The 26033-nt window shown below is 67.8% G+C and carries 26 protein-coding genes; 15 read left to right on the top strand and 11 right to left on the bottom strand.

Annotated features, from left to right (window positions below; all coding sequences use genetic code 11):
* Positions 1-19 precede the first annotated feature (19 nt).
* From G578_RS24775 to def, 7 genes are all read right to left on the bottom strand, one after another.
* Positions 20-535, bottom strand: a complete 516-nt coding sequence (locus tag G578_RS24775) for a GNAT family N-acetyltransferase (protein ID WP_051243990.1) — start codon at positions 533-535, stop codon at positions 20-22.
* Positions 525-1259: an ABC transporter permease gene (locus G578_RS24770; RefSeq protein ID WP_051243987.1), complete on the bottom strand. Its 735-nt coding sequence runs from the start codon at positions 1257-1259 to the stop codon at positions 525-527. Before G578_RS24770 ends, G578_RS24775 begins: the two co-directional genes overlap by 11 nt.
* Before the next feature lie 3 nt (positions 1260-1262).
* A complete protein-coding gene (locus G578_RS0104830) occupies positions 1263-1976 on the bottom strand; it encodes an ABC transporter permease (protein WP_028793275.1) in 714 nt (237 codons plus the stop codon).
* An 83-nt stretch (positions 1977-2059) separates the two neighbouring features.
* Positions 2060-2917 (bottom strand): transporter substrate-binding domain-containing protein, encoded by an 858-nt coding sequence (locus G578_RS0104825; protein WP_028793274.1) that lies wholly within the window; start codon positions 2915-2917, stop codon positions 2060-2062.
* Between the two features lie 56 nt (positions 2918-2973).
* A complete protein-coding gene (locus G578_RS0104820; protein WP_028793273.1) occupies positions 2974-3747 on the bottom strand; it encodes an ABC transporter ATP-binding protein in 774 nt (257 codons plus the stop codon).
* Positions 3748-3912: 165 nt separating this feature from the next.
* Positions 3913-4593 (bottom strand): COQ9 family protein, encoded by a 681-nt coding sequence (locus G578_RS24765; RefSeq protein ID WP_051243984.1) that lies wholly within the window; start codon positions 4591-4593, stop codon positions 3913-3915.
* Positions 4590-5186: a peptide deformylase gene (gene def / locus G578_RS0104810; protein WP_028793272.1), complete on the bottom strand. Its 597-nt coding sequence runs from the start codon at positions 5184-5186 to the stop codon at positions 4590-4592. The genes G578_RS24765 and def overlap by 4 nt, the downstream gene beginning before the upstream one ends.
* A gap of 169 nt (positions 5187-5355) precedes the next feature.
* On the opposite strand from def, the gene rpsU reads away from it, so the two are divergent.
* The 4 genes from rpsU to G578_RS0104790 all read left to right on the top strand — a co-directional run bounded on the left by rpsU (position 5356) and on the right by G578_RS0104790 (position 7651).
* On the top strand, positions 5356-5559 hold the full coding sequence (gene rpsU, locus G578_RS0104805) for a 30S ribosomal protein S21 (RefSeq protein WP_028793271.1): 204 nt from the start codon (positions 5356-5358) through the stop codon (positions 5557-5559).
* 387 nt (positions 5560-5946) lie between these two features.
* On the top strand, positions 5947-6612 hold the full coding sequence (gene nthA, locus G578_RS0104800) for a nitrile hydratase subunit alpha (RefSeq protein ID WP_028793270.1): 666 nt from the start codon (positions 5947-5949) through the stop codon (positions 6610-6612).
* Positions 6609-7259, top strand: coding sequence for a nitrile hydratase subunit beta (nthB, locus tag G578_RS0104795; protein ID WP_028793269.1), 651 nt, complete (start codon positions 6609-6611; stop codon positions 7257-7259). The genes nthA and nthB overlap by 4 nt, the downstream gene beginning before the upstream one ends.
* On the top strand, positions 7256-7651 hold the full coding sequence (locus G578_RS0104790; RefSeq protein ID WP_245565562.1) for a nitrile hydratase accessory protein: 396 nt from the start codon (positions 7256-7258) through the stop codon (positions 7649-7651). The genes nthB and G578_RS0104790 overlap by 4 nt, the downstream gene beginning before the upstream one ends.
* Before the next feature lie 2 nt (positions 7652-7653).
* Here the strand turns inward: G578_RS0104790 and G578_RS24760 are convergent, their stop codons facing one another.
* From G578_RS24760 to G578_RS24755, 3 genes are all read right to left on the bottom strand, one after another.
* Positions 7654-8400 carry a DUF1223 domain-containing protein gene (locus G578_RS24760; protein WP_038013633.1) on the bottom strand — a complete coding sequence of 249 codons (747 nt, stop codon included), beginning with the start codon at positions 8398-8400 and terminating at the stop codon, positions 7654-7656.
* A gap of 17 nt (positions 8401-8417) precedes the next feature.
* Positions 8418-9053, bottom strand: coding sequence for a hypothetical protein (locus G578_RS0104780; RefSeq protein ID WP_028793267.1), 636 nt, complete (start codon positions 9051-9053; stop codon positions 8418-8420).
* Positions 9054-9132: 79 nt separating this feature from the next.
* Positions 9133-9762, bottom strand: coding sequence for a TetR/AcrR family transcriptional regulator (locus G578_RS24755; protein WP_051243981.1), 630 nt, complete (start codon positions 9760-9762; stop codon positions 9133-9135).
* Positions 9763-9880: 118 nt separating this feature from the next.
* On the opposite strand from G578_RS24755, the gene G578_RS0104770 reads away from it, so the two are divergent.
* Entirely contained in the window at positions 9881-10690 is an 810-nt protein-coding gene (locus G578_RS0104770; protein WP_028793266.1) for a MipA/OmpV family protein, read from the top strand.
* A gap of 76 nt (positions 10691-10766) precedes the next feature.
* Here the strand turns inward: G578_RS0104770 and acnA are convergent, their stop codons facing one another.
* On the bottom strand, positions 10767-13454 hold the full coding sequence (gene acnA, locus G578_RS0104765; RefSeq protein WP_028793265.1) for an aconitate hydratase AcnA: 2688 nt from the start codon (positions 13452-13454) through the stop codon (positions 10767-10769).
* A gap of 231 nt (positions 13455-13685) precedes the next feature.
* Between acnA and G578_RS0104760 the strand changes: the two genes are divergently transcribed.
* The 10 genes from G578_RS0104760 to ahcY all read left to right on the top strand — a co-directional run bounded on the left by G578_RS0104760 (position 13686) and on the right by ahcY (position 25844).
* The gene (locus tag G578_RS0104760; protein WP_245565561.1) at positions 13686-14141 is read left to right on the top strand and encodes an HPr kinase/phosphorylase; all 456 of its coding nucleotides are present in this window, start codon (positions 13686-13688) and stop codon (positions 14139-14141) included.
* Positions 14138-15019: an RNase adapter RapZ gene (gene rapZ, locus G578_RS24750; protein ID WP_051243976.1), complete on the top strand. Its 882-nt coding sequence runs from the start codon at positions 14138-14140 to the stop codon at positions 15017-15019. Before G578_RS0104760 ends, rapZ begins: the two co-directional genes overlap by 4 nt.
* 22 nt (positions 15020-15041) lie before the next feature.
* Positions 15042-15449, top strand: a complete 408-nt coding sequence (locus G578_RS0104750) for a PTS sugar transporter subunit IIA (RefSeq protein WP_028793263.1) — start codon at positions 15042-15044, stop codon at positions 15447-15449.
* A 17-nt stretch (positions 15450-15466) separates the two neighbouring features.
* Positions 15467-15736, top strand: a complete 270-nt coding sequence (locus tag G578_RS0104745; RefSeq protein ID WP_028793262.1) for an HPr family phosphocarrier protein — start codon at positions 15467-15469, stop codon at positions 15734-15736.
* Positions 15723-17516, top strand: coding sequence for a phosphoenolpyruvate--protein phosphotransferase (gene ptsP / locus G578_RS0104740; protein ID WP_028793261.1), 1794 nt, complete (start codon positions 15723-15725; stop codon positions 17514-17516). The genes G578_RS0104745 and ptsP overlap by 14 nt, the downstream gene beginning before the upstream one ends.
* Positions 17517-17521: 5 nt before the next feature.
* Complete coding sequence (locus G578_RS0104735; RefSeq protein WP_038013629.1) at positions 17522-19207, top strand: tetratricopeptide repeat protein; 1686 nt, start codon at positions 17522-17524, stop codon at positions 19205-19207.
* A gap of 79 nt (positions 19208-19286) precedes the next feature.
* Positions 19287-20459, top strand: coding sequence for an aminotransferase (locus G578_RS0104730; RefSeq protein WP_028793259.1), 1173 nt, complete (start codon positions 19287-19289; stop codon positions 20457-20459).
* A 123-nt stretch (positions 20460-20582) separates the two neighbouring features.
* Positions 20583-23891, top strand: coding sequence for a hypothetical protein (locus G578_RS24745; protein WP_038013626.1), 3309 nt, complete (start codon positions 20583-20585; stop codon positions 23889-23891).
* Between the two features lie 8 nt (positions 23892-23899).
* Complete coding sequence (locus G578_RS24740; protein ID WP_051243970.1) at positions 23900-24388, top strand: GNAT family N-acetyltransferase; 489 nt, start codon at positions 23900-23902, stop codon at positions 24386-24388.
* A gap of 160 nt (positions 24389-24548) precedes the next feature.
* The gene (gene ahcY / locus G578_RS0104715; protein ID WP_028793258.1) at positions 24549-25844 is read left to right on the top strand and encodes an adenosylhomocysteinase; all 1296 of its coding nucleotides are present in this window, start codon (positions 24549-24551) and stop codon (positions 25842-25844) included.
* Positions 25845-26033: the final 189 nt, after the last annotated feature.

Below are 26033 nucleotides of genomic sequence, written 5' to 3'. Positions count from 1 at the left end.
CCTCAAATGGCGCCGGGGTTCAAGCTTTCCAAACCGCTTTCGCCGCGGTCAGCACCATGACCTGACCGGAGGGGAAGCGGTGGCGGCCGCGCTCGCGGTACCCGGCCTTCTGAAAGGCGATGATCGCCCCCCAATGGTCCGGATGCGGATCGGCCACGACCCGCTCGCAGCCCGCCTCGGCGAACAGCTTTGCGGTCAGGGCGCGGATCGCGGCGCGGCCGTGCTTGCGGTTCACCACGTCCTCCTCGCCGATCAGCAGGTCGATGCCCCGGGTGCCCGGCCCGACCCCGTCGACCTGCAGCCAGACATCGCCGTCCTTCAGCGCGTCATAGTCCTGGGCATAGCCGATCGGCCGGCCGTCCAGGTCGATCCGCCACGGCCGCAGCCAGTCCGGCACCGGGGTCCCGGCGTGGAACGCCTCCACCACCGGCGCGGTCCAGTGCGGCTTCCACCAGCGCTTCACATGCGGGGCGGCGAGCCAGGTCTCCAGCCGCGCCACCTCGTCGGCCGGATAGGGGACCAGTTCAATGGGCATTGGCGACGTCCTGGTCCGGCAGGGTCCGGCCGGTCTTGGCCTCGCGCAGATCCGGCGACAGCCGGTATTCCAGCCACATCACCCCCCGCGTCGCCAGGAAGTTGATCACCAGATAGAACGCCGCGGCGATGAACAGCGGCTCGATGCTGAACGTGGCCGAGGTCTCCTTGCGGGCGATCAGGGTCATGTCCAGGATGGTGATGGTGCTGGCCAGCGAGGTCGACTTGATCATCAGCACGATCTCGTTGCCGTAGCCCGGCAGGGCCTGGCGGATCGCCTGGGGGAAGATCACCCGTCGGAACCGCAGCCAGGTGCTCATACCGCAGGCCTTGGCCGCCTCCACCTGCCCCCAGGGCACGGCGAGCAGCCCGCCGCGGATGATCTCCGCGGTATAAGCGGTGGTGTTCAGGGTCAGCGCCAGGATGGCGCACCAGTGCGCCTCGCGCAGGAGCGGCCACAGGAAGCTCTGCTGCACCGCCTCGAACTGGCCGAGTCCGTAATAGATCAGGAAGATCTGCACCAGCAGCGGAGTGGAGCGGAACAGATAGACATAGGCATAGGCCAGCGCCTGCAGCGGCCGATACGGCGACAGCCGCACCAGGGCCAGACCGATCGCCAGGAAAAACCCGAGCGCCAGGGACGAGCCGGCGAGCGTCAGGGTCCAGGGCAGACCGTTGGCGATGAGCTCCCAGGTGTTGTCCGGCTGGTCGAACAGCTTGATCATCGCTCAGGCTCTCCGCACGCCGCGGTTGGCGAAGGCTTCCGCCCGGCCGAACACCTTGTTGGAGAGCGAGGTCAGCGCCAGGTAGAGCACGGCCGCCGACATGAAGAAGACGATCGGCTGCTTGGTCGAACCGGAGGCGACGAAGGCCTGACGCATGATCTCGGTCAGGCCGACGACGGAGATCAGCGAGGTGTCCTTCAGGGTGAGCTGCCAGACATTGCCCAGTCCCGGCAGGGCGTAGCGCGCCACCTGGGGCACCAGGATGCGACGGAACAGCACCCAGCGGCTCATGCCGCAGGCCTTGGCCGCCTCGATCTGCCCCTTGGGCACCGCCAGCACGGCGCCGCGGATCACCTCGGTGGAATAGGCGCCGGAGATGAATCCCAGCGCCAGAACGCCGGTGGTCAGCGCGTTGAACTCGATATAGCCGTTGTAGCCGAACAGCTTGGCCACGGCCATCACCGCCTGCCCGCCGCCGAAGAAGATGATGTAGATGGTGATCAGGTCGGGAATGCCGCGCACCAGGGTGGTGTAGACGTCGCCCAGCAGCGGCACCAGCGGCACCCGGGACAGCTTCACCGCCGCCCCGCCGGTGCCGAGCACGATGCCCAGCGCGAAGGCGATCACCGCCACCAGCAGCGTCCAGCCCGCACCCCGCACCATCTCGTCGCCCCAGCCCGAGTCGCCCCAGGCCAGCAGGCTCATCCACTCCGGCATGCGCCCGTCATCCCCCTGCTACCGAAATGCGGACGGGGACGGCGTGTCGGCAGTCCCCGCCCCGATGGATCACCCGGCGAAGGTCATTCCTTGGCCGAGGCGTCGAAGCCGAAATGCTCGATGGCGAGCTTGCTCAGGGTGCCGTCGGCGATGGCCTCGCCGATCGCCTTGGAGAACATGTCGGCCAGCGCCTGGTCCTCCTTGCGGATGCCGGCACCGACGCCATTACCGAACGGACCGCCGGTGAAGCCCGGGCCGACGATCTTCAGGCCCTTGCCCTCGTCCTTCTCCAGCAGCGGCTTCCAGTACGACATGGCGGCCAGGGCGGCGTCCACGCGGCCGGCCTGCAGGTCCAGATCCAGGTTCTCCTGGGTGTCGTAGGTCTTCACCGTCACGTCGCCGGCGATGAACTCGTTCAGGAAGTTCTCGTGGGTGGTGGCGATCTGCACGCCGATGGTCTTGCCGGCGAAAGCCTCCTTCACGGCGGCGATGGCGGCCTTCTCGGCGTCATCCAGCTCGGACATCGTCACCGCGTCCACGTCGGTCTTAAGGTCGGCGAACGGACCGTCGGACTTGACGACGAAAACACCCGGGGTGGCGGCGTAGGAGCGCGAGAAGGTGATGACCTCCATGCGCTTCTCGGTGATCGACATGCCGGCCATGATCGCGTCGTACTTGCCGGCCTGCAGCGCCGGGATGATGCCTTCCCAGGCCTGCTGCTGCAGGGTGCACTCGAGCTCCAGGCGGGCGCAGAGATCCTTGTAGAGATCGACCTCGAAGCCCACGAGGTTGCCCGAGGAATCGGTGTAGTTCCACGGCGCGTAGGCGCCCTCGGTGGCGATCCGCACCGATGAGCCCTTGCCCCAGTCGGCGGCCGAGGCGGCGGTGGCGACGCCGGTGGCGAGTGCCGCGACCGCCAGCAGCGTGGTCAGCTTTTTCATGTGAAGTCCTCCTGGTTGAACACGTCCCCATCCGGATTTTACCGGTTCTTGGGGGTCTACTGCCCCACGCCCATCCCTTCGGTGGTCGCGAGGAATTGGCGGCAACGCTCCGAGTCGGGATTGCCGAAGACCTGTGCCGGCGGACCCTGTTCCTCGATCCGGCCCTGGTGCAGGAAAACAACCTCGTCCGAGACCTCGCGGGCGAAGCGCATCTCGTGGGTGACGATGATCATCGTGCGCCCTTCCTCGGCGAGCTGGCGCATGACCCGCAGCACCTCGCCCACCAGTTCCGGGTCGAGGGCGGAGGTCGGCTCGTCGAACAGCATGACCCGCGGCTCCATGGCGAGCGCGCGGGCGATCGCGCAGCGCTGCTGCTGGCCGCCGGAGAGATGGGCCGGATACTGGTCCCGCTTGTCGGCGATGCCGACCTTGTCCAGCAGCACCATCGCCTGGTCGGTCGCCTCGCGCTTCGGCACGCCGAGCACGTGGACCGGCGCCTCGATCACGTTCTCCAGGACGGTCATGTGGGTCCACAGGTTGAAGCTCTGGAACACCATGGCGAGACGCGAGCGGATTCGGTCGACCTGCTTGACGTCGGCCGGCTTCAAGCCGCCATCGCGGCCGGGGACCATCCGGATCAGCTCGCCATCGACCCGAACCTCGCCGGCATTGGGGACCTCGAGCAGGTTGATGCAGCGCAGGAAGGTGGACTTGCCGGACCCCGACGCGCCGATCATCGAGATGACGTTGCTGTTGGCGGTCGAGAGCGAGACGCCCTTGAGGACTTCCAGCGAACCGAAGCGCTTGTGAAGGTCGGTGACCTCCAGCATCGGCGGAGAGGCGGTCGAACTGCCCGGTGTGCGGGCCTCGGCGGCGACTGGCAAAAAACCCACCTTTGCGCTGCAACAAAGATATAATTTCGCAGCATAACCGGCTGGTATGCGTCGGCAAGCGCAATCGGTGAAATTCCGGAGGTTTCCGCCCCGGTTCGGATGTCAGACCGACGAGCCGCGGGCCGCCCGCCAGGCGCGGGAGAACCGGCGCGGATTGGGCAGATACTCGCCCAGGGATTTCAGCCGGGCGGTGACCTTCGGGACCTTCATCACGTCGCCGATCCGGCGGTCGAGGAAGGCCCAGGTCTCGCCATGGCCTTCGGAGGTGTCGTCGAGCCAGTACAGCAGCGTGGAACTGAACACCGCCGCCAGCAGGCCGCGCTTGGAGTAGAAATTATAGTCGGTCGAGGTGTCGCCGCAGGTCCACCAGATCGTGTCGACCGTGCGGTACAGGCTGCGCGCGGCCATGCCGGTATTGCCGGGCAGCGCCAGGAACGACAGGGCGCGGCGCACCGCCTCCTTGTGCGGCTCCACCGCCTCCAGCCGCAGGCGCACGCCCAGGGCGACCTTCTCGCGGATCTTCAGCCCGTCCAGACCGTGGGCCTCCATGTCGGCGGCCATTCGCGTATCGGCCCGGGCCAGCCAGTAGCCGACCGCGTCGCGCACGCCGGCCGGAAAGGCGATGTCGACGTCCTCGGCCACCAGCCCGGCGGATCGCGCTCCGTCGGTCAGGCTGCGGCGGGTCCAGCCGTCGAACAGGACGTTGGGCAGGGCCGCGTCCAGAATGCGGTCGCGCAGGGTGTCCATCGGGTTGACTTGGGACGTGGTGCGATCGGTGCTCATGTCGCCGGCTCCTCTGTTGGATCGGGTGCTGCAGCGTCGCGCCCGGGCGATGGCGGCGGCACGTCGCGCATATCCGCCTCGATCAGCTCCTCGACATAGCCGAAACGGGTGAAATCGGTCATCCGGTCGAGATACAGAATGCCGTCCAGGTGATCGACCTCATGCTGCAGCACCCGGGCGCGCATGCCGGTCATCACGGTATCGACGCTCTCGCCCTCCGGCGTGACCGCCGTCAGCCGCACCCGGGTCCAGCGCGGAACCTCGCCGCGCAGGCCGGGGATCGACAGACAGCCTTCCATGCCCAGCGCCCGCTCGTCGTCGATCGGCGTCAGCGCCGGATTGACCAGGGCGGTCAGCGGCAGCGGGCCGTCCTCCGGGTCGTCGGTCCGGCGGGCGGCGGGCACGGAGACCAGGATCACCCGCTCGGACACGCCGATCTGCGGCGCGGCGAGGCCGATGCCGCCGGCCTCGGCCAGGCTGGCCTCCATCTCGCGGATCAGCTCCGCGACTTCCGGGGCACGGAGATCGGCCACCGGGGCCGCGATACGGCGCAGGACCGGGTCGCCCGCACGGACTATGGACTTCGCACTCATGATGAGGCATATAGCGCGCCCATCGGGGCCGGTCCAGCGGACGCGGCCCTGGAACGGCACGGCGTTTTGAGGTATACTCATCGTAAGTGCTGGCCGATTGATCCGATATCGGGTCCGTCGTGCTGGCGTTTATTTGTGCCGAGGCAATGAGGAAAGGAGTGCGAAACCCGTGCAAGTATCCGTTCGCGACAACAACGTCGACCAGGCCCTGCGCGCGCTGAAGAAGAAGATGCAGCGCGAGGGTGTCTTCCGCGAGATGAAGCTGCGCCGCAACTACGAAAAGCCGTCTGAGAAGAAGGCCCGCGAGCGCGCCGAGGCGGTGCGTCGCTATCGCAAGCTCATGCGCAAGCGCATGGAGCGCGAGGGCTACTAGTCTCCGGCCGGGCGGTTTCAGCAACCGCCCCGACATTGCCGACGCTGAGCCGCCCGGATGGGGCGGCTTTTTGCGTTTGTCCGACGTGTTCAGTCGGCTTCACGTCGGCGGGCCACGTCGGAGTAACGGTCCCGGTCTTGCCCCGGATCAAGCCCGGGGACAAACCGGGATGACGGGGAAGATAACAAAGAAAATATATAAAATGGCCGGGTACTTATAAAATCGGTCGTCATCCCGGACGACCCCGGACCCGATCCGGGGGCGGGCCGGGACCCGGCGGCCTGACGCCTGACGCGGCCGCTGCACCACCCCCGAGCCGCACCAAGCTCCCCGTTTCCTCCCCGGGCGATCTGATCTACCCTCCTGCGAAACGCCTGGGAGGATGGCATGAGCGGCCACGATCACCACCATCATCACGATCACGATCATCACCACGACCATGACCACGAGCACCCGCGGCTGAGCGAGCTTCAGCTGCGCGTGAAGGCGCTGGAATCCCTGCTGGTGGAGAAGGGGCTGGTCGATCCCGCCGCCCTCGACGTGTTCGTCGACACCTACGAGACCAAGGTCGGCCCGCGCAACGGTGCGGCGGTGGTGGCCAAGGCCTGGACCGATCCGGCCTTCAAGAAGCAGCTGCTGGAGGATCCCTCCACCACCATCAAGTCCTTCGGCTTCGAGGGCCGCCAGGGCGAGCACATGGTGGTCGTGGAGAACACCGACACGGTCCATAACCTGGTCGTCTGCACCCTGTGCTCCTGCTATCCCTGGCCGGTGCTGGGCCTGCCGCCGGTCTGGTACAAGTCGGCGCCCTACCGCTCGCGCGCGGTCAACGATCCGCGCGGCGTACTGGCCGATTTCGGCACCGCCCTGCCCGACGATGTCGAGATCCGCGTGTGGGACTCCACCGCCGAGATGCGCTACCTCGTCCTGCCCCAGCGCCCCGCCGGGACGGAAGACCTGAGCGAGGAGGAACTGGCCGACCTCGTGACCCGCAATTCCATGATCGGTGTGGAGACCGTCCAGTACCCGGCCCGCCAGGAGGCGGCAGAATGAACGGCGCGCACGACATGGGCGGGATGCACGGCTTCGGTCCGGTCGAGGACGAGCCGGTCCATCCCATCTTCCACGGCGACTGGGAGAAGAAGGCCTTCGCCCTGACGCTCGCCTGCGGCGGTCTCGGCCAGTGGTCGATCGACGAGGCGCGCTACGCCCGCGAACGCCAGCCCCCGGCGCAGTATCTCGACAACACCTACTACGAGCAGTGGCTGCACGGCGTGGAGACCATGCTGGTGGAAAAGGGTCTGGTCACGCCGGAGGAGCTGGAGACCGGAAAGGCCGCCGGACCGGGCACGGTTCCGGCCCTGCCGGCCGACCGGGTGTTCAAGGCGTTGCAGCAGGGCTCGCCCTATATCCGCGAGGTGCCGAACGCCCCGCTCTTCGCGGTGGGCAGCACGGTGCGGGTGAGAACCTTCCATCCGAGCGGACACACCCGCGCGCCGCGCTACCTGCGCGGCCATGTCGGCACGGTGGTGATGCATCACGGCGCCCATGTCTTCGCCGACACCAGCGCCACCGGCGACCACAAGACCGCCCACCACCTCTACAACGTGTCCTTCGCGGCCGACGAGCTGTGGGGACCGCAGAGCCAGGGCGGCGCCGTGCATGCCGATCTCTGGGAACCCTATCTGGAACCGGCATGACCGTGACCGCCATGACCACGACCGCCATGACCGCCGCCGTGAACCTGGAGAGCCTGCCCCGCATCCCCGTCGACCATGACGGGCCGGTGTTCCGCGAGCCATGGGAGGCGCAGGCCTTCGCCATCGCGGTGAAGCTGCACGAAACCGGGCTCTACACCTGGAACGAATGGGCCACCGCCCTGTCGAACGAGATCAAGGCGGCCCAGGAAGAGGGCGACCCGGATCTGGGCGACACCTACTATCAGCACTGGCTGAGAGCGCTGGAAGGCCTGGTCCTGGCCAAGACCGACCTGACGGTGGAACAGCTTCTCAAGCGCAAGAACGCCTGGGACCGCGCCGCCCAGCGCGCGCCCCACGGCGAGCCGATCCTGCTGCCCGAGGACGAGGAATAAGACTAAACCGTCAGCACCCGCGTCGCCCCCCAGATCGGGCCGTGCTCGGCGCCCTGCACCAGGATCGCGATCCCGCCCTCAACCTCGGTCCAGGGCTTGGCCGGCACGCTGAGGCTGCGGCCCGGACCGTGGAACTCGCCGATCTTGCGGATCGCGCGGACCACGTTGAAGTTCTCCAGGCTCAGCCCGGTATTCTCGCCCCGGCGGATCTGCGTCTTGTGATGGGCGTCATAGGCGACCGCCAGCACGTCGGCCGGGCCGGGCATGCCGGTGTCGTGGATCTCGGCCCGCAGCTCGCCGTGTGAGAGGGATGCTTCCACCCGCACCACGGGCCGGTCGTCGGACCCCGCCGCGAGCCGCTCGCGGATGATGCCGTCCACCGCCCGGCTGTCGGACCCCACCGCGTCCACCGCACCGTCGATCACCATCTGCGGCGTGTAGAGCGTCCGGTTGCCCAGCGCGTGCTGATAGGCCCGCTGGCGCGCGGTAAAGGCCGCATCGGCGAACGGATCGGGCCAGCCGATATAGTCCCAGTAGTCGATATGGTAGGCCAGCGCGATCACGTCGTCGCGCGCCGCCAGCCGGCCGAGATAGGCATCGGCGGGGGGGCATGAGCTGCAGCCCTGGCTGGTGAAGAGTTCCACGACCACCGGTCGCGGGGACAGGCCCACGGCGGCGCCTGAGCGCGGCAGTGCGGCGGCGGCGAGGCCGGCGGCGGCGATCGCGGAGAAGGACCGTCTGGTGATCATGCGGCCAAGACTAGCCGCTATCGGTAGGTCACCGGAATTGAAGAGGACGTGATCGTCGGCGTGCCGGGCGCCGCGGAATCGATCGGCCGGACGATGTCCCAGAAGTATTCGTTGCCGTAGAACACCGCGACATCGGTGACGAAGACGGTCCCCGCGAGCAGGGCCGCGGCCGGCGCGGTCGCGCCCAGACCATAGCCGAGCAGGAAAATCCGGCCGCTGTTCACCGACTGGAACAGCAGGGACTTCTTGACCAGCGTCACCTCGTCGGTCTCCGCCAGGGTCGGACCCTCCTGCTGCCACAGGTATTCGAAGCCGTAATAGAGTCCGGCCGCCGTCGCGGCATTGGCGACGACGAAGCCGCCCAGCACGAACGCATGTCCGCCGATCAGGGCGTCGAACAGCAGCAGGTCGGTCGCATTGGCCACCGCCTGGAAGGTGATGGTCTTGTAAAGCGTCCGTTGCCAGGGGGGCAGGTCGCCGCGCAGGTTGGGCAGCACGGCTACCGCCCCGTCGGTCCCTGGCGCCGTCGGTGCCGCCTGCGCCTGGACATGGCCCGGATTCTCGCGCCACTGGGCCGAGGCCGGTGCCGCGGCCAACAGCAGGACGGCGACGAGAACAAGCCTGACCGCGGGACGGTGCAGCAGACTGGTCATGAGCGACTCCCTCCCGGATCCTTCCCGATGCGGCGTATGCAGGAAATTACAATAGCACCTCGCCCGGCCCCGGCCCACCTCAACCCGTCGGGCCGCGGGCCGACGCGTCGCCGATCACGGTGGCGTCGCCGATCTCGAATTCGGGCATCGCCTCCTCGATCCCGGGCAGCCTGCCCATCGCCTCCTCCGGGCGGCGCAGGCGGTTGTTCACCGCCAGGGAGGCATAGCCGTGGACGTAGCTCCACACCATGGTCTCGACCACCGCCGGGGCAACCGGCACGCCGTTGATCCGCGGGACGATCGGGGCGCAGACGCGGCGGAGGATCGCGTAGGATTCGTCTGCCGCCCCCCGCCGTTCCGCATCGAACACCTCGGGCCGCGGCAGCGAGAACATCAGGCGGAACAGGTCGGGATGGTCCAGGGCGAACGCCAGATAGCCCTTGGCCGCGGCCACCAGCTGGGCGCGGGGGGACGGCTCGGCGTCGGCCATCTTGCCGAGCATCGCGACGCTCAGCCGGCGATGGCCCTCGGCGCCGATCGCGGCAATCAGGCGGTCGAGGTTGTGAAAATGGTTCTTCGGGGCCGAATGGGACACGCCGACCCGTGCCGCGCAGCCGCGCAGGGTGAGAGCCGAGATCCCCTCCTCGGCCAGGATGTCCAGTCCGGCCTGGACCAGGGCCTGCCGCAGATTGCCGTGATGATACGCCATTCCGCAGCCTATCTACGGAATATTTGCGCTGTCAATTTTGACGTTGACGCCTGCGCCGCAAGAGAATATTGACGACGTAAATATCGCTTTGAGAGAGGCTTCTATGGGTGAGACGCGGATGGCGTCCGGATATTTCGTCGCGGTGGCGCTCGGGCTCGCCCTTGCTCCGTCGGCGGTCCGGGCGGACGACAAACCTCAAGATTCCGGTCCGGAGTCACCGTGGCGGGTCACCCTCGGCGCGGGCGGGATCTATCACCCGGACTATCTGGGGTCCGACGAGTACGAAATCCAGCCCTTCCCCGTGCTCAAGGTCGAGTACGACAACCTGTATGTCGAGACCGACGGGCCCGGCGTGAAGGCGAACGTGCTGCCCCACGGCCTGTTCGAATTCGGCCCGATCGTCAAATACGGCGAAGGCCGCGACGATGTGGAGGACGACGTTGTCGACCGGCTGCCGGAGATCGACGACGAGCTCTGGGTGGGCCTGTTCGCCGGCTACACCGAGAAAGGAATCTTCGGCGACCGCGATTCCCTCGGCGTCGAGATCGAGGCCATGTGGGCGGCGACCGACGACAACGGCTCGACCGCGACCCTCGGCGTGACCTACGGGCTGCAGGCCACCCAGCGGCTGCAGCTGTCCATCGGCACCTCGGCGACCTATGCCGACAACGACTACGCCAGCACCTACTACTCGATCGACGCCGCCGGCGCCTCGGCCAGCGGGCTGTCGCAGTTTTCGGCCGGCGACGGGTTGCGCGATGTGGGGCTCAGGGTCTCGGCCCGCTATGCCATCACCCGGGCGATCGGCATCGGCGCGATGGCCGGCGTGTCGCGCCTGATGGACGACTTCGCAGACAGTCCGATCGTCGACGAGCGCGGCAGCGCCACCCAGGTCTTCGGCGGGATGTTCCTGACCTACAGCTTCTGACGACAACCACCGACGCAAAAGCGAACGGGCGCTCCCTTCGGAGCGCCCGTTCCTGTTTAGACCCTGCCGGACCCGCTTACGCGGCCTTGGTGAGGGTGCGCAGCACGTAGTGCAGGATGCCGCCGTGGTTGTAGTACTCGACCTCGTTGGCGGTATCGATCCGGCACAGCAGCTCGACCGTCTTGGTCGTGCCGTCCTTGTAGGTGATCGTCATCGGCACCGGCATCCGCGGCGTGATGCCCTCGGAGATCCCGGTGATGTCGAACGTCTCCTCGCCGGTCAGGCCCAGCGACTTGCGGTCGGTGCCTTCCGGGAACTGCAGCGGCAGCACGCCCATGCCGACCAGGTTCGAGCGGTGAATGCGCTCGAAGCTCTCGACGATGACCGCCTTCACGCCCAGCAGGCGGGTGCCCTTGGCCGCCCAGTCGCGGGACGAGCCCGTGCCGTACTCCTTGCCGCCGATCACGACCAGCGGGGTGCCGGCCTTGGCGTACTTCATGGCGGCGTCGTAGATCGGCATCTGCTCGCCGCTCGTCACCAGCTTGGTCATGCCGCCGGAGACGCCCGGGGTCATCTCGTTCTGGAGACGGATATTGGCGAAGGTGCCGCGCATCATGACTTCGTGGTTGCCGCGACGCGCGCCGTAGGAGTTGAAGTCCAGCGGGCGGATCTGCCGCTCCAGGAGATACTCGCCCCCCGGGCTGTCCTTCTTGATCGAGCCGGCCGGAGAGATGTGGTCGGTGGTGATCGAGTCGCCCAGCATCGCCAGCGCGCGGGCGCCCTTGATGTCGGTGATCTCGCCCGGCTCCTTGGACATGCCGACGAAGTAGGGCGGGTTCTGCACGTAGGTCGACCCGTCGTTCCAGTCGTAGGTCAGGCCGCCGGACACCGAGACGTTCTGCCACTCCTTGCCGCCGTGGAACACGTTGGCGTAGCGCGAGCGGTACATCTCGGGGGTCAGCTTGGCCTGGATGGTCGAGGCGATCTCGTGGTTCGACGGCCAGATGTCGCGCAGATAGACCGGGTTGCCGTCCTTGTCCTCGCCGAGCGAGTCGTTGTTGATGTCGACGAACATCGACCCGGCCAGGGCATAGGCGACGACCAGCGGCGGCGAGGCCAGATAGTTGGCCTTCACATGCGGGTTCACGCGGCCTTCGAAGTTACGGTTGCCCGACAGCACCGAGCAGACCGCCAGGTCGCCGGCCTCCACCGCCGCGGCGATCGGATCGCTGAGCGGACCGGAGTTGCCGATGCAGGTGGTGCAGCCGTAGCCGACCAGGTTGAAGCCGAGCTTGTCGAGCGGGTCCTGCAGGCCGGCGGCCTCCAGATAGTCGGTGACGACCTGGGAGCCCGGCGCGAGCGAGGTCTTCACCCACGGCTTCACGGTCAGGCCCTTCTCGACCGCCTTCTGGGCGATCAGGCCGGCGGCGATCAGCACGCTCGGGTTCGAGGTGTTGGTGCAGCTCGTGATCGCGGCGATCACCACGTCGCCGTCGTTCAGCTCGTAGTTCGCGTCCTCGACCGGCGCCGAGCGCTTGGTGCCGGAGCCGTCGCCGAGGGTGGACTTCAGAGCCGACTGGAAGTTGCCGGCGGCCTCGGTCAGCAGCACGCGGTCCTGCGGCCGCTTCGGGCCGGCCAGGGACGGCACCACCGTCGACATGTCGAGTTCCAGCGTGTCGGTGAACTCGGGATCCGGCGTGTCGTTCTCGCGCCACATGCCCTGGGCCCTGGCATAGGCCTCCACCAGCTTCACCCGGTCCTCGTCGCGGCCGGTGAAGCGCAGGTAGTTGATGGTCTCCTTGTCGATCGGGAAGAAGCCGCAGGTGGCGCCGTATTCCGGCGCCATGTTGGCGATGGTCGCCCGGTCCGCCAGCGGCAGGTCGGCGAGACCTGGGCCGTAGAATTCGACGAACTTGCCGACCACGCCCTTGGCGCGGAGCATCTGGGTGACGGTCAGCACCAGGTCGGTGGCGGTGGCGCCCTCCGGCATCTTGCCGGTCAGCTTGAAGCCGATGACCTCGGGCACCAGCATGGAGATCGGCTGGCCCAGCATGGAGGACTCGGCCTCGATGCCGCCCACGCCCCAGCCGAGCACGGCCAGGCCGTTGACCATGGTGGTGTGGCTGTCGGTGCCGACCAGGGTATCCGGATAGGCGAGGGTCTCGCCGTTCTCCTCCTTGGTCCACACGGTCTGCGCCAGGTATTCCAGGTTCACCTGGTGGCAGATGCCGGTTCCCGGCGGCACGACGCGGAAGTTGGAGAACGCCTCCTGACCCCACTTCAGGAACTCGTAGCGCTCCTTGTTGCGCTCGAACTCCAGCTCGACGTTCTTCTTGAAGCTCTCGGGATTGCCGAAATCGTCCACCATCACCGAGTGGTCGATGACCAGGTCGACCGGGGAGAGCGGGTTGATCTTGGTGGCGTCGCCGCCGAGCCCTTCCATCGCGTCGCGCATGGCGGCGAGGTCGACCACGGCCGGCACGCCGGTGAAGTCCTGCATCAGCACGCGCGCCGGGCGATAGGCGATCTCGCGGGCCGACTTGCGGGTCTTCGCCCAGTCGGCCATCGCGGTGATGTCTTCCTGGGTGACGGTGACCCCGTCCTCGTAGCGCAGCAGGTTCTCCAGCAGAACCTTCAGCGAATACGGCAGGCGCGCGATCTCGGGATGCGCGGCCTCCAGGGAGGTCAGGTCGTAATAGGTGAAGGTTTTCCCGGCGACGTCGAGGGTCGCCTTGGTTTTGAAGCTGTCCAGGCCTGCGGTCATTGTATGTTCTCTCCTCGATTTCTATGGCAGCAGCCAGTGGCGGCGAAGTCTCGCGACTGAAAAAGTCTCTCGACTGCGCGGCCGTCCGAGGTGCGCCTCGGCCCGGTCGGCTTGATGCGGGCAGGCGCCCGTCTTTGTTTGGCGCCGTTATATCGTCGCCATCGGCCGACGCAAAGGGATTCAAACGTCGCGCGACATCCGGCATCAGCCGCAGGCGGTACGGATCGGGGATTGCCTGGGCGCCCGGACGCACCCATTCTCCGCGCCATGGAGACGATCTGGGGGAATGTGGTGTCGATCGATGGCCGCGGCGTGTTGCTCCGCGGGCCGTCGGGCATTGGCAAGTCGGACCTGGCCCTGCGGCTGATCGATGCCGGCGCCTCGCTGGTCGCCGATGATCGGGTCGAGATCGCCCGGGAGGGCGACAGCCTGATCGCCCGCGCGCCGGAAGCCCTGTCGGGCCGCATGGAGGTGCGCGGGATCGGCATCGTCTCGGTCCAGGCGGTGCAGCGGGTCTCGCTGGTCCTGGTCATCGACCTCGTGCCCCTGGAGCAGGTGCCCCGCATGCCCGATCCCGGCCGCTGGACCCATCTGGGCATCTCCATGCCGGTGATCTCGCTCTATGCCCTGGAGGCCTCCGCCGCGGCGAAGGTCCGGCTCGCCGTGCGCCAGGTGAGCACGCAATGACCGCCCCCCTGTCCGTCGTCCTGGTCACCGGGCTGAGCGGGGCCGGGCGCACCTCGACGCTGAAAGTGCTGGAGGACCTCGGGTACGAGGCGGTGGATAACGTGCCCCTCGGACTGATGCCGGCGCTGCTCGCCCCCCGCGACGCGGCGGGACGGATTGCCGTCGGCGTCGATCCGCGGACGCGGGGTTTCGCCACCGACGCCCTCGCCGACACGATCTCGCAGCTGGAGGCCCGGGCCGACGTCGATCTGCGCGTGGTCTTCCTAGACTGCGACGACGACGTGCTGATCCGCCGCTTCACCGAGACCCGCCGGCGCCATCCGCTGGCCACCGACCGGCCGATCGCCGACGGCATCGCCATCGAGCGGCGGATGCTCGGGCCGGTGCGCGAGCTGGCGACCGCGGTGCTCGACACCAGTTCGTCCAACCTCGCGGAGTTCCGGGAGAACCTGATCTCGTCCCTGTCGCTGGATGCGCGACGGGCGATGACGGTGACCGTCGTGTCCTTCGCCTTCCGCAGCGGGTTGCCGCGCGAGGCCGACCTGGTCTTCGACGTCCGGTTCCTGGCCAATCCCCACTACGTGCCGGAGCTGCGCCCGCGCGACGGCCGCGACCCGGAAGTCGGCGCCTTCGTCGCCGGGGATCCGGGCTTCGCGCCGTTCTTCGACTCCCTCACCGGGCTGATCGGCCCCCTGCTGCCGCGCTACGCGCGCGAGGGCAAGAGCTACCTGACGGTCGCCATCGGCTGCACCGGTGGCAAGCACCGCTCGGTGCATGTGGCCGAGCGGCTGGCCGAGTGGTTGAAGAGCGCGGGAACTCCTGTCACGCTCCGCCATCGCGATTTGCCTCGCGAGGGGGGCGGCGCCCCGGCAATATGAGCAAAACAGCACGGACGACATCGTGATCGGCATTGTTCTGGTGACCCACGGGCGCCTCGCGGACGAACTCAAAGCGGTGATGGAGCACGTCGTCGGCCCGCAGACCGGTATGGCGACCGTCTGCATCGGTCCCGACGACGACATGGAGCAGCGCCGCAGCGAAATCATGGACCGGGCGAAGGAGATGGATGCCGGCGACGGCGTCATCGTCCTGACCGACATGTTCGGCGGCACGCCGTCCAACCTGGCGATCTCGATCATCGACCGTCCCGGGGTGGAGGTGATCGCCGGCGTCAACCTGCCGATGCTGATCAAGCTGGCGAGCGTGCGCTCGACCGCCTCCCTGGGCGAGGCGAGCGTCGCCGCGCGGGATGCCGGGCGAAAGTACATATCCATCGCCTCCGAAGTACTGGGGGCGACCGGTTCGTGATCGGCCGGGCGGTGTCGATGGAGCAACGCAAGCTGCTGATCACCAACAAACGCGGACTGCACGCCAGGGCTGCAGCCAAGTTCGTGAAGTGTGCCGGCGATTTCGAGGCGGATATCGAAGTGGAAAAGGACGGACAATCCGTTTCCGGACGGTCCATCATGGGACTGATGATGCTTGCTGCGGCACCGGGCTGTTCGATCCTGGTACGCGCGACGGGCTCGGATGCGGAGAAGGCGATGGACGCCATCGCCCATCTGGTGGAGTCCAAATTCGATGAAGACCACTAACCGAAAGGCACGGGCGCGCCAGGACAAGGGAGGCAAGCGCGGACTGTTGGAGGGGATCGGGGTTTCCGCCGGAATCGCCATCGGCCCCGCGCATGTGCTAGACGCCGGCGTGGTGCAGGTCCCCGAATATCAGGTCGCCTCCAGCCAGCTCGTCATGGAGGTCGAGCGCTTCGAAGCCGCCCTCGCCCGCGCCGACAAGCAGGTGCGCAAGCTGCGCCGCAAGGCGGAGGCGCTGCCGGCCGGGGTGCTCGACGAACTGGGGCCCCTGCTGGAGGCCCATGCGGCGATGCTCGGCTCCTCCCGTCTCGCCGGTGGGGTTTCGACCACGATCCGGGACCGGCGCATCAACGCCGAGGCGGCGGTGCAGTCGGTGGTCGGCGAGATGGTCCGCAGCCTGTCGGCGGTGAACGACGCCTATCTGGCCGCCCGCGCCCAGGACGTGCGCGAGGTCGGCGACCGCATCCTGCGTCAGCTCACCGAGACGCCCTACCACGCCTTCGCCCATGTGCCCGAGGGCGCGATCATCATCGCCGAGGAGCTGAGCCCGGCCGACACCGCCCTGCTCGACCCGGCGAAGATCGGCGGCTTCGTCACCGCCCTGGGCGGCACCGACAGCCACACCGCCATCATGGCCCGCTCCATGGGCCTGCCGGCGGTGCTGGGCGCCACCGTGGCGCCGAAGGCCATCCGCTCCGGCGAGACCATCATCGTCGACGGCGATACCGGCCGCATCGTGCTGGACCCGGACGAGGACTCGCTGGCCGAGTACCGGCGCCGGGCGGCGGCGCGGGAGCGCCTGGAACGGGAGCTGACCCGCCTGCGCTCGCTGCCGGCGATCACCCTGGACGGGGTGACGATCTCGCTGCTGGCCAATCTGGAGCTGCCGCGCGACCTGGATATCGCCACCGACCGAGGGGCGGAAGGGGTCGGCCTGTTCCGCACCGAGTTCATGTTCATGAACCGCGACGTGCTGCCCGACGAGGACGAGCAGTATGCCGCCCTGCGCCAGGTGGTGGAGGGGATGGCCGGCAAGCCGGTGACCATCCGCACCCTCGATGTCGGCGGCGAGAAGCTGGCGACGGCGCTGGGCGACCGCATCGCCCACAGCGCCAACCCGGCGCTGGGCCTGCGCGCCATCCGGCTGTCCCTGCGCGAGCCGAAGCTGCTGGAGACCCAGCTCTCCGCCATCCTGCGGGCCGGCGCCCATGGGCCGGTGCGCATCCTGCTGCCGATGATCTCCTCCACCGCCCAGGTGCGGGCGGTGCGCGCGATCCTGACCAAGGTCGTGCGCCGCCTGAAGCGCCGCAAGGTGCGGATCGCCGACCCGACCCCGCCGCTCGGCGCGATGATCGAGGTGCCGGCCGCCGCCCTGTCCGCCGACGCGCTGGCCATGGAATGCGATTTCCTGGCGCTCGGGACCAACGACCTGACCATGTACACGCTCGCCATCGACCGCGGCGACGAGCAGGTGGCCGACCTGTACAACCCGCTGCATCCGGCGGTCCTCAAGCTGATCCAGTTCTCCATCGATGCCGCCAACCGCCACGGGCTGCCGGTCAGCATCTGCGGCGAGATCGCCGGCGACCCGCGCTACGCGCCGCTGCTGATCGGCATGGGGGTGAAGGAGCTGTCCATGTCCGCCACCGCCCTGCCCCGGGTGAAGCAGCGCATCCGCCGCCTGTCCCTGGCCCCCGCGACCCAACGCGCCCGGGCGATCATGGACCAGCTCGACGAGGGACGGATCGCCGTCCTGCTCGACGACTTCAACGACGGACTCTGAGCGCCATGACCGAGATCGATCCGGCCTATCCGTTCGATCTCGGAACCTGGACGCGCCCGATAACGACCGGCTCGACGGACGCGCAGCTCTGGTTCGACCGCGGGCTCAACTGGCTGTTCGCCTATAACCACGAGGAAGCGGTGGCCTGTTTCCACCGGGCGCTGGCGGTCGATCCCGGCTGCGCCATGGCCTGGTGGGGCGTGGCCTATGCCAGCGGGCCGTTCTACAACCGCGCCTGGATCCGCTTCTCCGACGCCGAGATCGCCGCCACCCTGCCGGTCTGCCACGCCGCGGCCCTGGAGGCGGGCGCACACGCCGGATCGGCAAGCCCGGCGGAGAAGGCGCTGATCGACGCCGTCGCCCTGCGCTACCAGTCGCCGTCGGAGCGGGACCGTGCCGTCCTGAACCGCTGGCACCGGGAGTTCACCGACGCGATGCGCGGGGTTCACGCGGCCCATCCCGACGACCTCGACATCACCGCCCTGTTCGCCGAGGCCGCCGTCACCTGTACGCCGCGCATGCTGTTCGACCTGCGCACCGGCGCGCCCAGTCCGGCGAGCCTGACGCTGGAGGCGCTGGAGGTGCTGGAAACCGCGCTGGCCCGCTGCGCCCGCGACGGCATTGAGCATCCGGGTGTGCTGCACATGCATGTCCACGCCCTGGAAATGTCGGCCGAGCCGGAACGCGCGCTGGCCAGCGCCGACACCCTGCGCGGCATGGCGCCGGATGCCGGCCATCTGGAGCACATGCCGGCCCATATCTACGTGCTCTGCGGCGGCTACAGCGAGGCGGTGGAGCAGAGCCGGCGGGCGGTGGCGGCCGACGACAAGTACCTGGCCTTCGGCGGCGACACGAACTTCTACACCACCGCGCGCTGCCATGATCTGCACCTGTACATCTACGCCGCCATGCTGCTGGGCCAGTACCGCACGGCACTGCACGCCGCCGAGCGGATCCGGGCGATCGCCCACCGCGACCTGCTGGCCGCCAGCGCGCCGTTCATGCGCTCGATCCTCGACGGCTATTCCGGCATGCGCAGCCATGTGCAGGTGCGTTTCGGCAAGTGGCGGGAGCTGACGCTGGAGGCGCCGCCGGCCGATCCCGACCTGGCGCCGATCCGCGCGGCCATGTTCCACTACGCCAAGGGCGTGGCCCATGCCGCCTTGGGCGAGCTGGACGCAGCCGACCGCGAGACCGAGGCCTTCCACGCCGCCCGCGACGGTTTCTCCGAGGACGCGATCTTCCTCAGCAACACCGTGCGCGACACCCTGGGCGTCGGTGCGGCCATGCTGACCGGCGAGATCGCCTATCGCCGCGGTGCGTTCGACGCGGCGTTCGACGCCCTGCGCCAGGCGGTCGAGCGCAACGACGCGCTGAACTACACCGAGCCCTGGGCCTGGATGCACCCGCCGCGCCATGCGCTCGGCGCGCTGCTGGCCGAACAGGGGCACCATGCCGAGGCGGAGGCGGTCTACCGCGCCGATCTCGGCCTCGATCCCGCGGTGCCGCGCCCCTGCCGGCACCCGGACAATGTCTGGGCGCTGCACGGGCTGCTCGAATGCGTGGAGCGCCGTGGCGGGAATGCCGAGGCGGAGATCCTGCGCCAGCGTCTGACCCTCGCCCAGGCGCGTACCGATTTCCCGGTCACTGCCGCCTGCTGCTGCCGGGGCAAGCCGATCGCCGCCGCCTGAGGCCGAACCGCAGCCGCCCTCTTCGACAGAGGCATCCGCCGTGCTAAGGGATCGGGATCGCTGATCTGGACGCCCTGCCATGACCTTCACCGTCAATCCCGACGTCGTCTCCGTCGTCGAGCCGCCGATCGCCGAAGCCCGCGCCTGGGTCGACGGCCGCCCGCCGATCCCCGGCAAACCGCTGCTCGACTGCTGCCAGGCGGTGCCGAGCTATCCGCCCGACGAGGCCCTGCGCGCCCATCTGGCCGACCGCGCCCGGACCTTCGAAGCGGCGCAATACGCCCCGATCACCGGCACCCCGGCGCTGAAATCGGCGCTGGCGGAACATATGAGCGGATTCTACGGTGGCGAGGTCGCCCCGGCGAACGTGCAGATCACCGCCGGCTGCAACCAGGCCTACTGCCTTGCCATCATGGCCCTGGCCCGGCGCGGCGACGAGGTGATCCTGCCGCTGCCCTACTACTTCAATCACCAGATGTGGCTCGACTCCCTGGGCGTCACCGGCGTGCACCTGCCGTTCCGGGCCGACCGCGGCGGCGTGCCGGACCCGGAGGAGGCCGCTGCCCTGATCACCGAGCGCACCCGCGCCCTGGTGCTGGTCAGCCCGAACAATCCGACCGGCGCCGTCGTGCCGCCGGCGGTGATCGCCCGGTTCCGCGACCTCTGCGCAGAGCGCGGCATCGCCCTGGTGCTGGACGAGACCTATAAGGACTTCCTCGACCCGTCCGAACCGCGCCACACCCTGTTCAGCGACCCGGAATGGGGCGATACGGTCGTCCAGCTCTACAGCTTCTCCAAGGTCTTCAGCCTGACCGGCTACAGGGTCGGGTCGATCATCGCCGGCCCGCAGTTCATCGAACAGGTGGCCAAGCTGATGGACACCATGTCGATCTGCGCCGCCCGGATCGGCCAGGACGGCGCCCTATATGCCCTGAAACACCTGTGGGACTGGGCCGGGGAGAAGCGGGAGATGATGGCCGGCCGGCGCCAGGCGCTGCTGGACGTCTTCAACTCCGGCAACCTCGCCTTCGACCTCGTCTCCACCGGCGCCTATTTCGCCTATGTGCGCCATCCCTTCGACGGCGAGACCGCCCATGCGGTCGCCAGGCGCTTGGCCCAGGAGCACGGCGTGCTGGCCCTGCCGGGCACGGTGTTCGGCCCGGGTCAGGACCCATATCTGCGGCTCGCCTTCGCCAATCTGGAGGCCGAGCGCATGGGCGAGCTGGGCGACCGGCTGCGCGGGGCCGTCTAAACGCCAAGGTCGCGGAGAGGGCCGGGGGACCAGCATAAGAATTTACTCAATATCGCCCTCCCGCGATTGACACCCGGCGAGAGAACTGATGCCATTATTCTCTAAATAAGGGAGGGATGGCGAATGATCGGCAAACTAAAATTGTTAGCGGCGCTCGCTGCCCTCACCCTCACATCCGGGATGCTCCCGAGCACCCCGAAGGCCGATCCGGCGCCGCTTTCCGCCCTGCCGAGCACAATGCCGCTGCAGGACTACGAGGTGGAGGTTCTCTATCCCTGGCTCGTCGACCGGCGCTATGTCGGCCTGCCCGGCTGGAAGATCGACACGAAGGTCCGCGACACCGGACCGTTCATCCGGGGCGACTATTACGGCACCCACCCGGCGGTGCGCATCCACTATTCGCCCGAGGCGGTGACCTGGATCGACGGCGGTCGCGAGGGACCGGTGCCCCAGGGCGCGATCCTCATCAAGGAGATGTTCAACCCGCCGGCCGCGCTCTACGCCACCCTGGCCGAGACGCCCTACCTGAAGGCCAATCCAGGGATCCACGAGGCGCTGCTGGCCGATCTCCTGGTCGGCTGGACGGTCATGATCCAGGACAGCGGCGGAAACTCGAAGGATGGCTGGTTCTGGTCCGGTCCGTTCAAGGGGGCCTCCTTCGACAAGCCGGGCGGCGCGTCGAACGTGGACAATGGCGAGATGGTGCCGGTATCCGGCTTCGGCGTCGGCACCTGCATCCGCTGCCATGCCTCCGCCGCGAACGGCAATACCTTCGCCTCGGCGAAGAACTTCGAACCGGGAAAGATCCCGCTGCAGTTCAAGGTCGACAATTCCTGGCGGTCGAAGGATTACCTGACCAAGCACGCGACCGTCGGCGCGGTGGAGGACGGCGGCGCGTCGAAGACCGTCTGGGAGATCGTCGACACCCATCTGGCCGACGCGCCCGAGGCCGAGCGGAAGGCCCTGTTCGCCAAGCTCGACCTGCCGCAGCAGCAGCGTCCGTTCTTCACACCCGAGGAGGCCGCCCAGGCCCCGGTCAGGAACGAGCACAGGCCGGACACCGACCGTCTGCTCGGTTCCCCCCACGACAAGCCCCTGCCCAAGCCGAACACAGCGTTTCTGGAGGCGTTTCTCGATCTGTCGCTGCTGAAGCCCGATCCGGGGGCGACCGAGATCGCACGCTTCTCTCTGCCGTCGGAGTATTCCGACAACGTCTATCCGAGCACGGATCCGCAGCACTACCTCACCTCGTCGAACTGCATGGGCTGCCATGGCGGATTGGGCGGCGCGCCGTCCGGTGTGTCGATGTTCGTCTCGACCGGGCAGGCCTATGGCGACGGCTACAACGTCTCGCCCTATGGCGAATGGCGCTGGTCGCCGATGGGGCTCGCCGGCCGCGACCCGATCTTCCACGCCCAGCTCGAGAGCGAGATGATCATCCTGCTGGAGGAGAACGGCGCGCTGGACGGCGGCAAGCCCGGCCCGGAACCCATTCAGCAGACCCAGCAGGCCTTGGTGGATACCTGCCTGCGGTGCCACGGGGCGATGGGCCTGCGCCAGATGGGCCTGGACGAGAACGCCAAACGCATCGCCGACGGCAAGCAGAGCCTGCCCCATGGCGGTATTCTCGACCCGAACTTCAATCCGGAGATCTTCTACCTGACCGAGCCGCTGACGAAGGCACAGCAGGAGAACCCACCCTTCACACCGATCCCCGACCAGCCGATCCCGCCCACCGCGTTCCATCCGATCGCCGACGCGGAATACGGCGAGCTGGCCCGCGAGGGGATCAGCTGCACGGTCTGTCACCACATCGCCCCGGCCTCGAAGCAGCAGGTGGCGAGCTGGACCGAGAAGGTCGAGAAGGAGACACCGTCCTGGCTCGGTAGCCGGACCGACAATCTATGGTCCGACGCCTTCCTCTACTTCACGGCCAACAACAACACCGGCCTGTACGAGCGCTCCGAGGCGGACGAGCTCCTGGGTCCGCTGGCGGACGTCGTGCCCAAGCCGATGCTCCACGCCATGGGCATCACGCCGAAGGTCGCGCCGCCCATGACCGAGGGCAAGCCGCCCTTCACCAAGGATTCGGCGATGTGCGGCACCTGCCACACGATCAACCTGCCGAATATCGGGGCGACGGTGGACGAGTACCCGATTCTGACCGCGCTGGAGCCCAACAAGCACTTCCAGGGCATTCCCCACAGCATCGAGCAGGCGACCTATCTGGAATGGGTCAATTCCAAGTTCGGGCCCGGCAAGTTCAACAAGCAGGGGCCGGACTTCGCGAGCTGCCAGGACTGTCACATGCCCAACCGGTTCGTCACCGTGGACGCGGACGACAAGCTGACCGACGCGATCGACCCGCTGGTGAGCCAGATCGCCACGATCCAGGATTCCGACTACGCCGCCGCAGACCATCAACTGCCGGCGCAGGACATCAGCGTGCCGCACCGGGCCGACTACAGCCGCCATGAACTGGTCGGCCTGAACGGCTTCATGGTGGAGATGGTCAAGCAGTTCCCGGCGGTCCTGGGCGTCGACAGCTCGGACTACGAGACCGGGGCGGAAACCGGCGCCGACCTCGCCGTCAACGCCATGGCCGCCTCGATCCGCGAAGGCCGCGTCGGCTCCGTCGCGGTCCGCTCCGCCACCACCGACTCGGCCGGCGATCTCGTGGTCGACGTGACGGTGGCGAACACCACGGGACACCGCCTGCCGAGCGGCGTCGCCTTCCGCCGCGCCTGGGTCTCGCTGGAGGTCCGGGGCGAGGACGGCGCGCTGCTCTGGGCCTCGGGCCGGCCGAACAAGGGCGGGCTGATCACCGATACCGGAGGCACCGTGCTGGCCACGGAGCTGCTGCGCGGCACCGCCTACCAGCCGCATTACGAGCAGATCACCGAGGACGATCAGGTGCAGATCTACGAGGAGCTGGTGCAGAACGCCGACGGCGACTTCACCACGTCCTTCGTGCATCGGGTGAAACACATCAAGGACAACCGCCTGATGCCGGCGGGCTGGGTGACGGCGGCCGATTTCGCCGGTAAGAGCGAGAACTCCGGCATCGCCGACCAGGGCGACCTGCTGTACGAGTTCATGCAGGCCACCGAGCCCACGGGCACCGGCGAAGATCCGGATTTCGCGGCCAGCCCGAACAGCGGCACCGACAGCTTGCGCTACCGCATCGCCAGCGGGAAACTGGGCGGCAGGAAGGCGGCGTCGGTGACGGCCCGCTTCTACTACCAGTCGTTCCAGCCGTCCTGGTTCTACCAGCGCTTCGAGCTCGCCAACAAAGCCAAGCAGATGGGCTACAACACGCCGGAGACCGACCGGCTGTTCTATCTGGCCTCGCACCTGGATCTGGAAGGCACGATGATGGAGGGCTGGAAGATCGAGATCGGCGCTGACGAGAAGCCGCTGCGGGGGCAATAGGGACCGGCATGACGATACGGGTGGCGGCGGCCGCGCCGCAGGACCTTGCCGCCGCGGCCGCGGTCATCCACCGCGCCTTCTCCACCCTGGCCGGCCGGATCGACCCGCCCTCCGCTGCCCTGACCGAGACCCCGGACAGCCTCGCCGCCCGGTTCGGGCGGGGCGGCGCCGTCTTCGTCGCGCGTCTGGATGGGAATATCGTGGGTGCCGTCTGTGCCGATCCGAGGCCCGACGGATCGATCTATCTCGACCGGCTGGCGGTCGATCCGGCGAAGGCCGGGCACGGCATCGCCCGCGCGCTGGTGGCTGCGGTGGAAGATTTCGCCCGACGCGAGGGACACGACCGGGTCGCCCTCGGCGTTCGCCTGCTGCTGACCGACAACATCGCGATGTTCCGGCATCTCGGGTATCTCGAGACCGGCCGCAAGGCGCATCCGGGCTATACCGAACCGACCTCGATGAATCTGGCGAAGGCGCTGCGCCAGGCGGCGTCATAACCGCGAGACGGGGCGCGGCGGGCTCGGCCGGCTACCTTGCCGATCTCGCCGGGGCTTGTTATACGCAGCGCCGAGGCCGACATCGATGTGAGCGTGACGCTCGGGCGCGGGCACCAAAGCCGCCTGAGCACGCTCCAATAGACAGGAGACGAGGACATTCATGGCCGAGTTCACCGACTATAAGGTCGCCGACATTTCCCTGGCCAACTGGGGCCGGCGCGAGATCGCGATCGCCGAAACCGAAATGCCGGGCCTGATGGCGATCCGCGAGGAGTACGGCCCGTCGAAGCCGCTCAAGGGCGCGCGGATCACCGGCTGCCTGCACATGACCATTCAGACCGCCGTGCTGATCGAGACGCTGATCGCGCTCGGCGCGGAGATCCGCTGGTCGTCGTGCAACATCTTCTCGACCCAGGACCAGGCCGCCGCGGCCATCGCCGCCGCCGGCATCCCGGTCTTCGCCTGGAAGGGCGAGACGGAAGAGGAGTACGAGTGGTGCATCCGCCAGACCATCGAGGGTCCGGACGGCTGGCGCCCGAACATGCTGCTGGATGACGGCGGCGACCTCACGATCATGATGCACGAGGACTATCCCGAGCTCATGAAGGACGTGAAGGGCGTGTCGGAGGAGACTACCACCGGCGTGCACCGTCTCTACGAGATGGCCAAGAAGGGCAAGCTCCTGGTTCCGGCCATCAACGTGAACGACAGCGTCACCAAGTCGAAGTTCGACAACCTGTACGGCTGCCGCGAGAGCCTGGCCGACGGCATCCGCCGGGCCACCGACGTGATGTTCTCCGGCAAGATCGCCTGCGTCGCCGGTTACGGCGATGTCGGCAAGGGCTCGGCCCAGTCGCTGCGCAATGCCGGCGCCCGCGTCATCGTCACCGAAGTCGACCCGATCTGCGCGCTGCAGGCGGCGATGGAGGGCTACGAGGTCGTGACCATGGAGGAGGCCGCTCCGCGCGCCGACATCTTCGTCACCGCCACGGGCAACAAGGACATCATCACCGTCGACCACATGCGGGCGATGAAGGACCGGGCGATCGTCTGCAACATCGGTCACTTCGACAACGAGATCCAGGTCGACGGCCTGAAGAATCTCAAGTGGGAGAACGTGAAGCCGCAGGTCGACGAGATCGTGTTCCCGGACGACAAGCGCATCATCCTGCTGGCCGAGGGCCGGCTGGTGAACCTGGGCTGCGCCACCGGCCACCCCAGCTTCGTGATGAGCGCCTCGTTCTCGAACCAGACCCTGGCGCAGATCGAGCTCTGGAAGAACCACAGCAAGTACGACAAGCAGGTCTACGTCCTGCCGAAGAAGCTGGACGAGCGCGTGGCCGAGCTTCACCTGAAGAAGATCAACGCCAACCTGTCCACGCTGTCGGAAGATCAGGCCGCCTATATCGGCGTGACCACCAACGGCCCGTTCAAGCCGGAGGCGTACCGCTACTAAGCGGACCCGTCTTACCGAACAGTCAGGAAAACCGGGTCGGCGACGGCCCGGTTTTTTTCTTTGGAACCCCGGTCCCGGCGCAGACCAGAAATGGTTAACGCCGAAATGTGAGTTTCTTCACATTGACGACTCTTCCGGTAGCGCTCTCAATAGGTTGCACTTGTGCTGTTCATTGCTCGAATTTTCGGG

It is taken from the genome of Thalassobaculum salexigens DSM 19539 (assembly GCF_000423805.1).
In the GTDB taxonomy this organism is placed as follows: Bacteria; Pseudomonadota; Alphaproteobacteria; order Thalassobaculales; family Thalassobaculaceae; genus Thalassobaculum; species Thalassobaculum litoreum.
The sequence above is the reverse complement of the archived record's forward strand: the minus strand, read 5'-3'. Positions and strand labels throughout refer to the sequence as shown.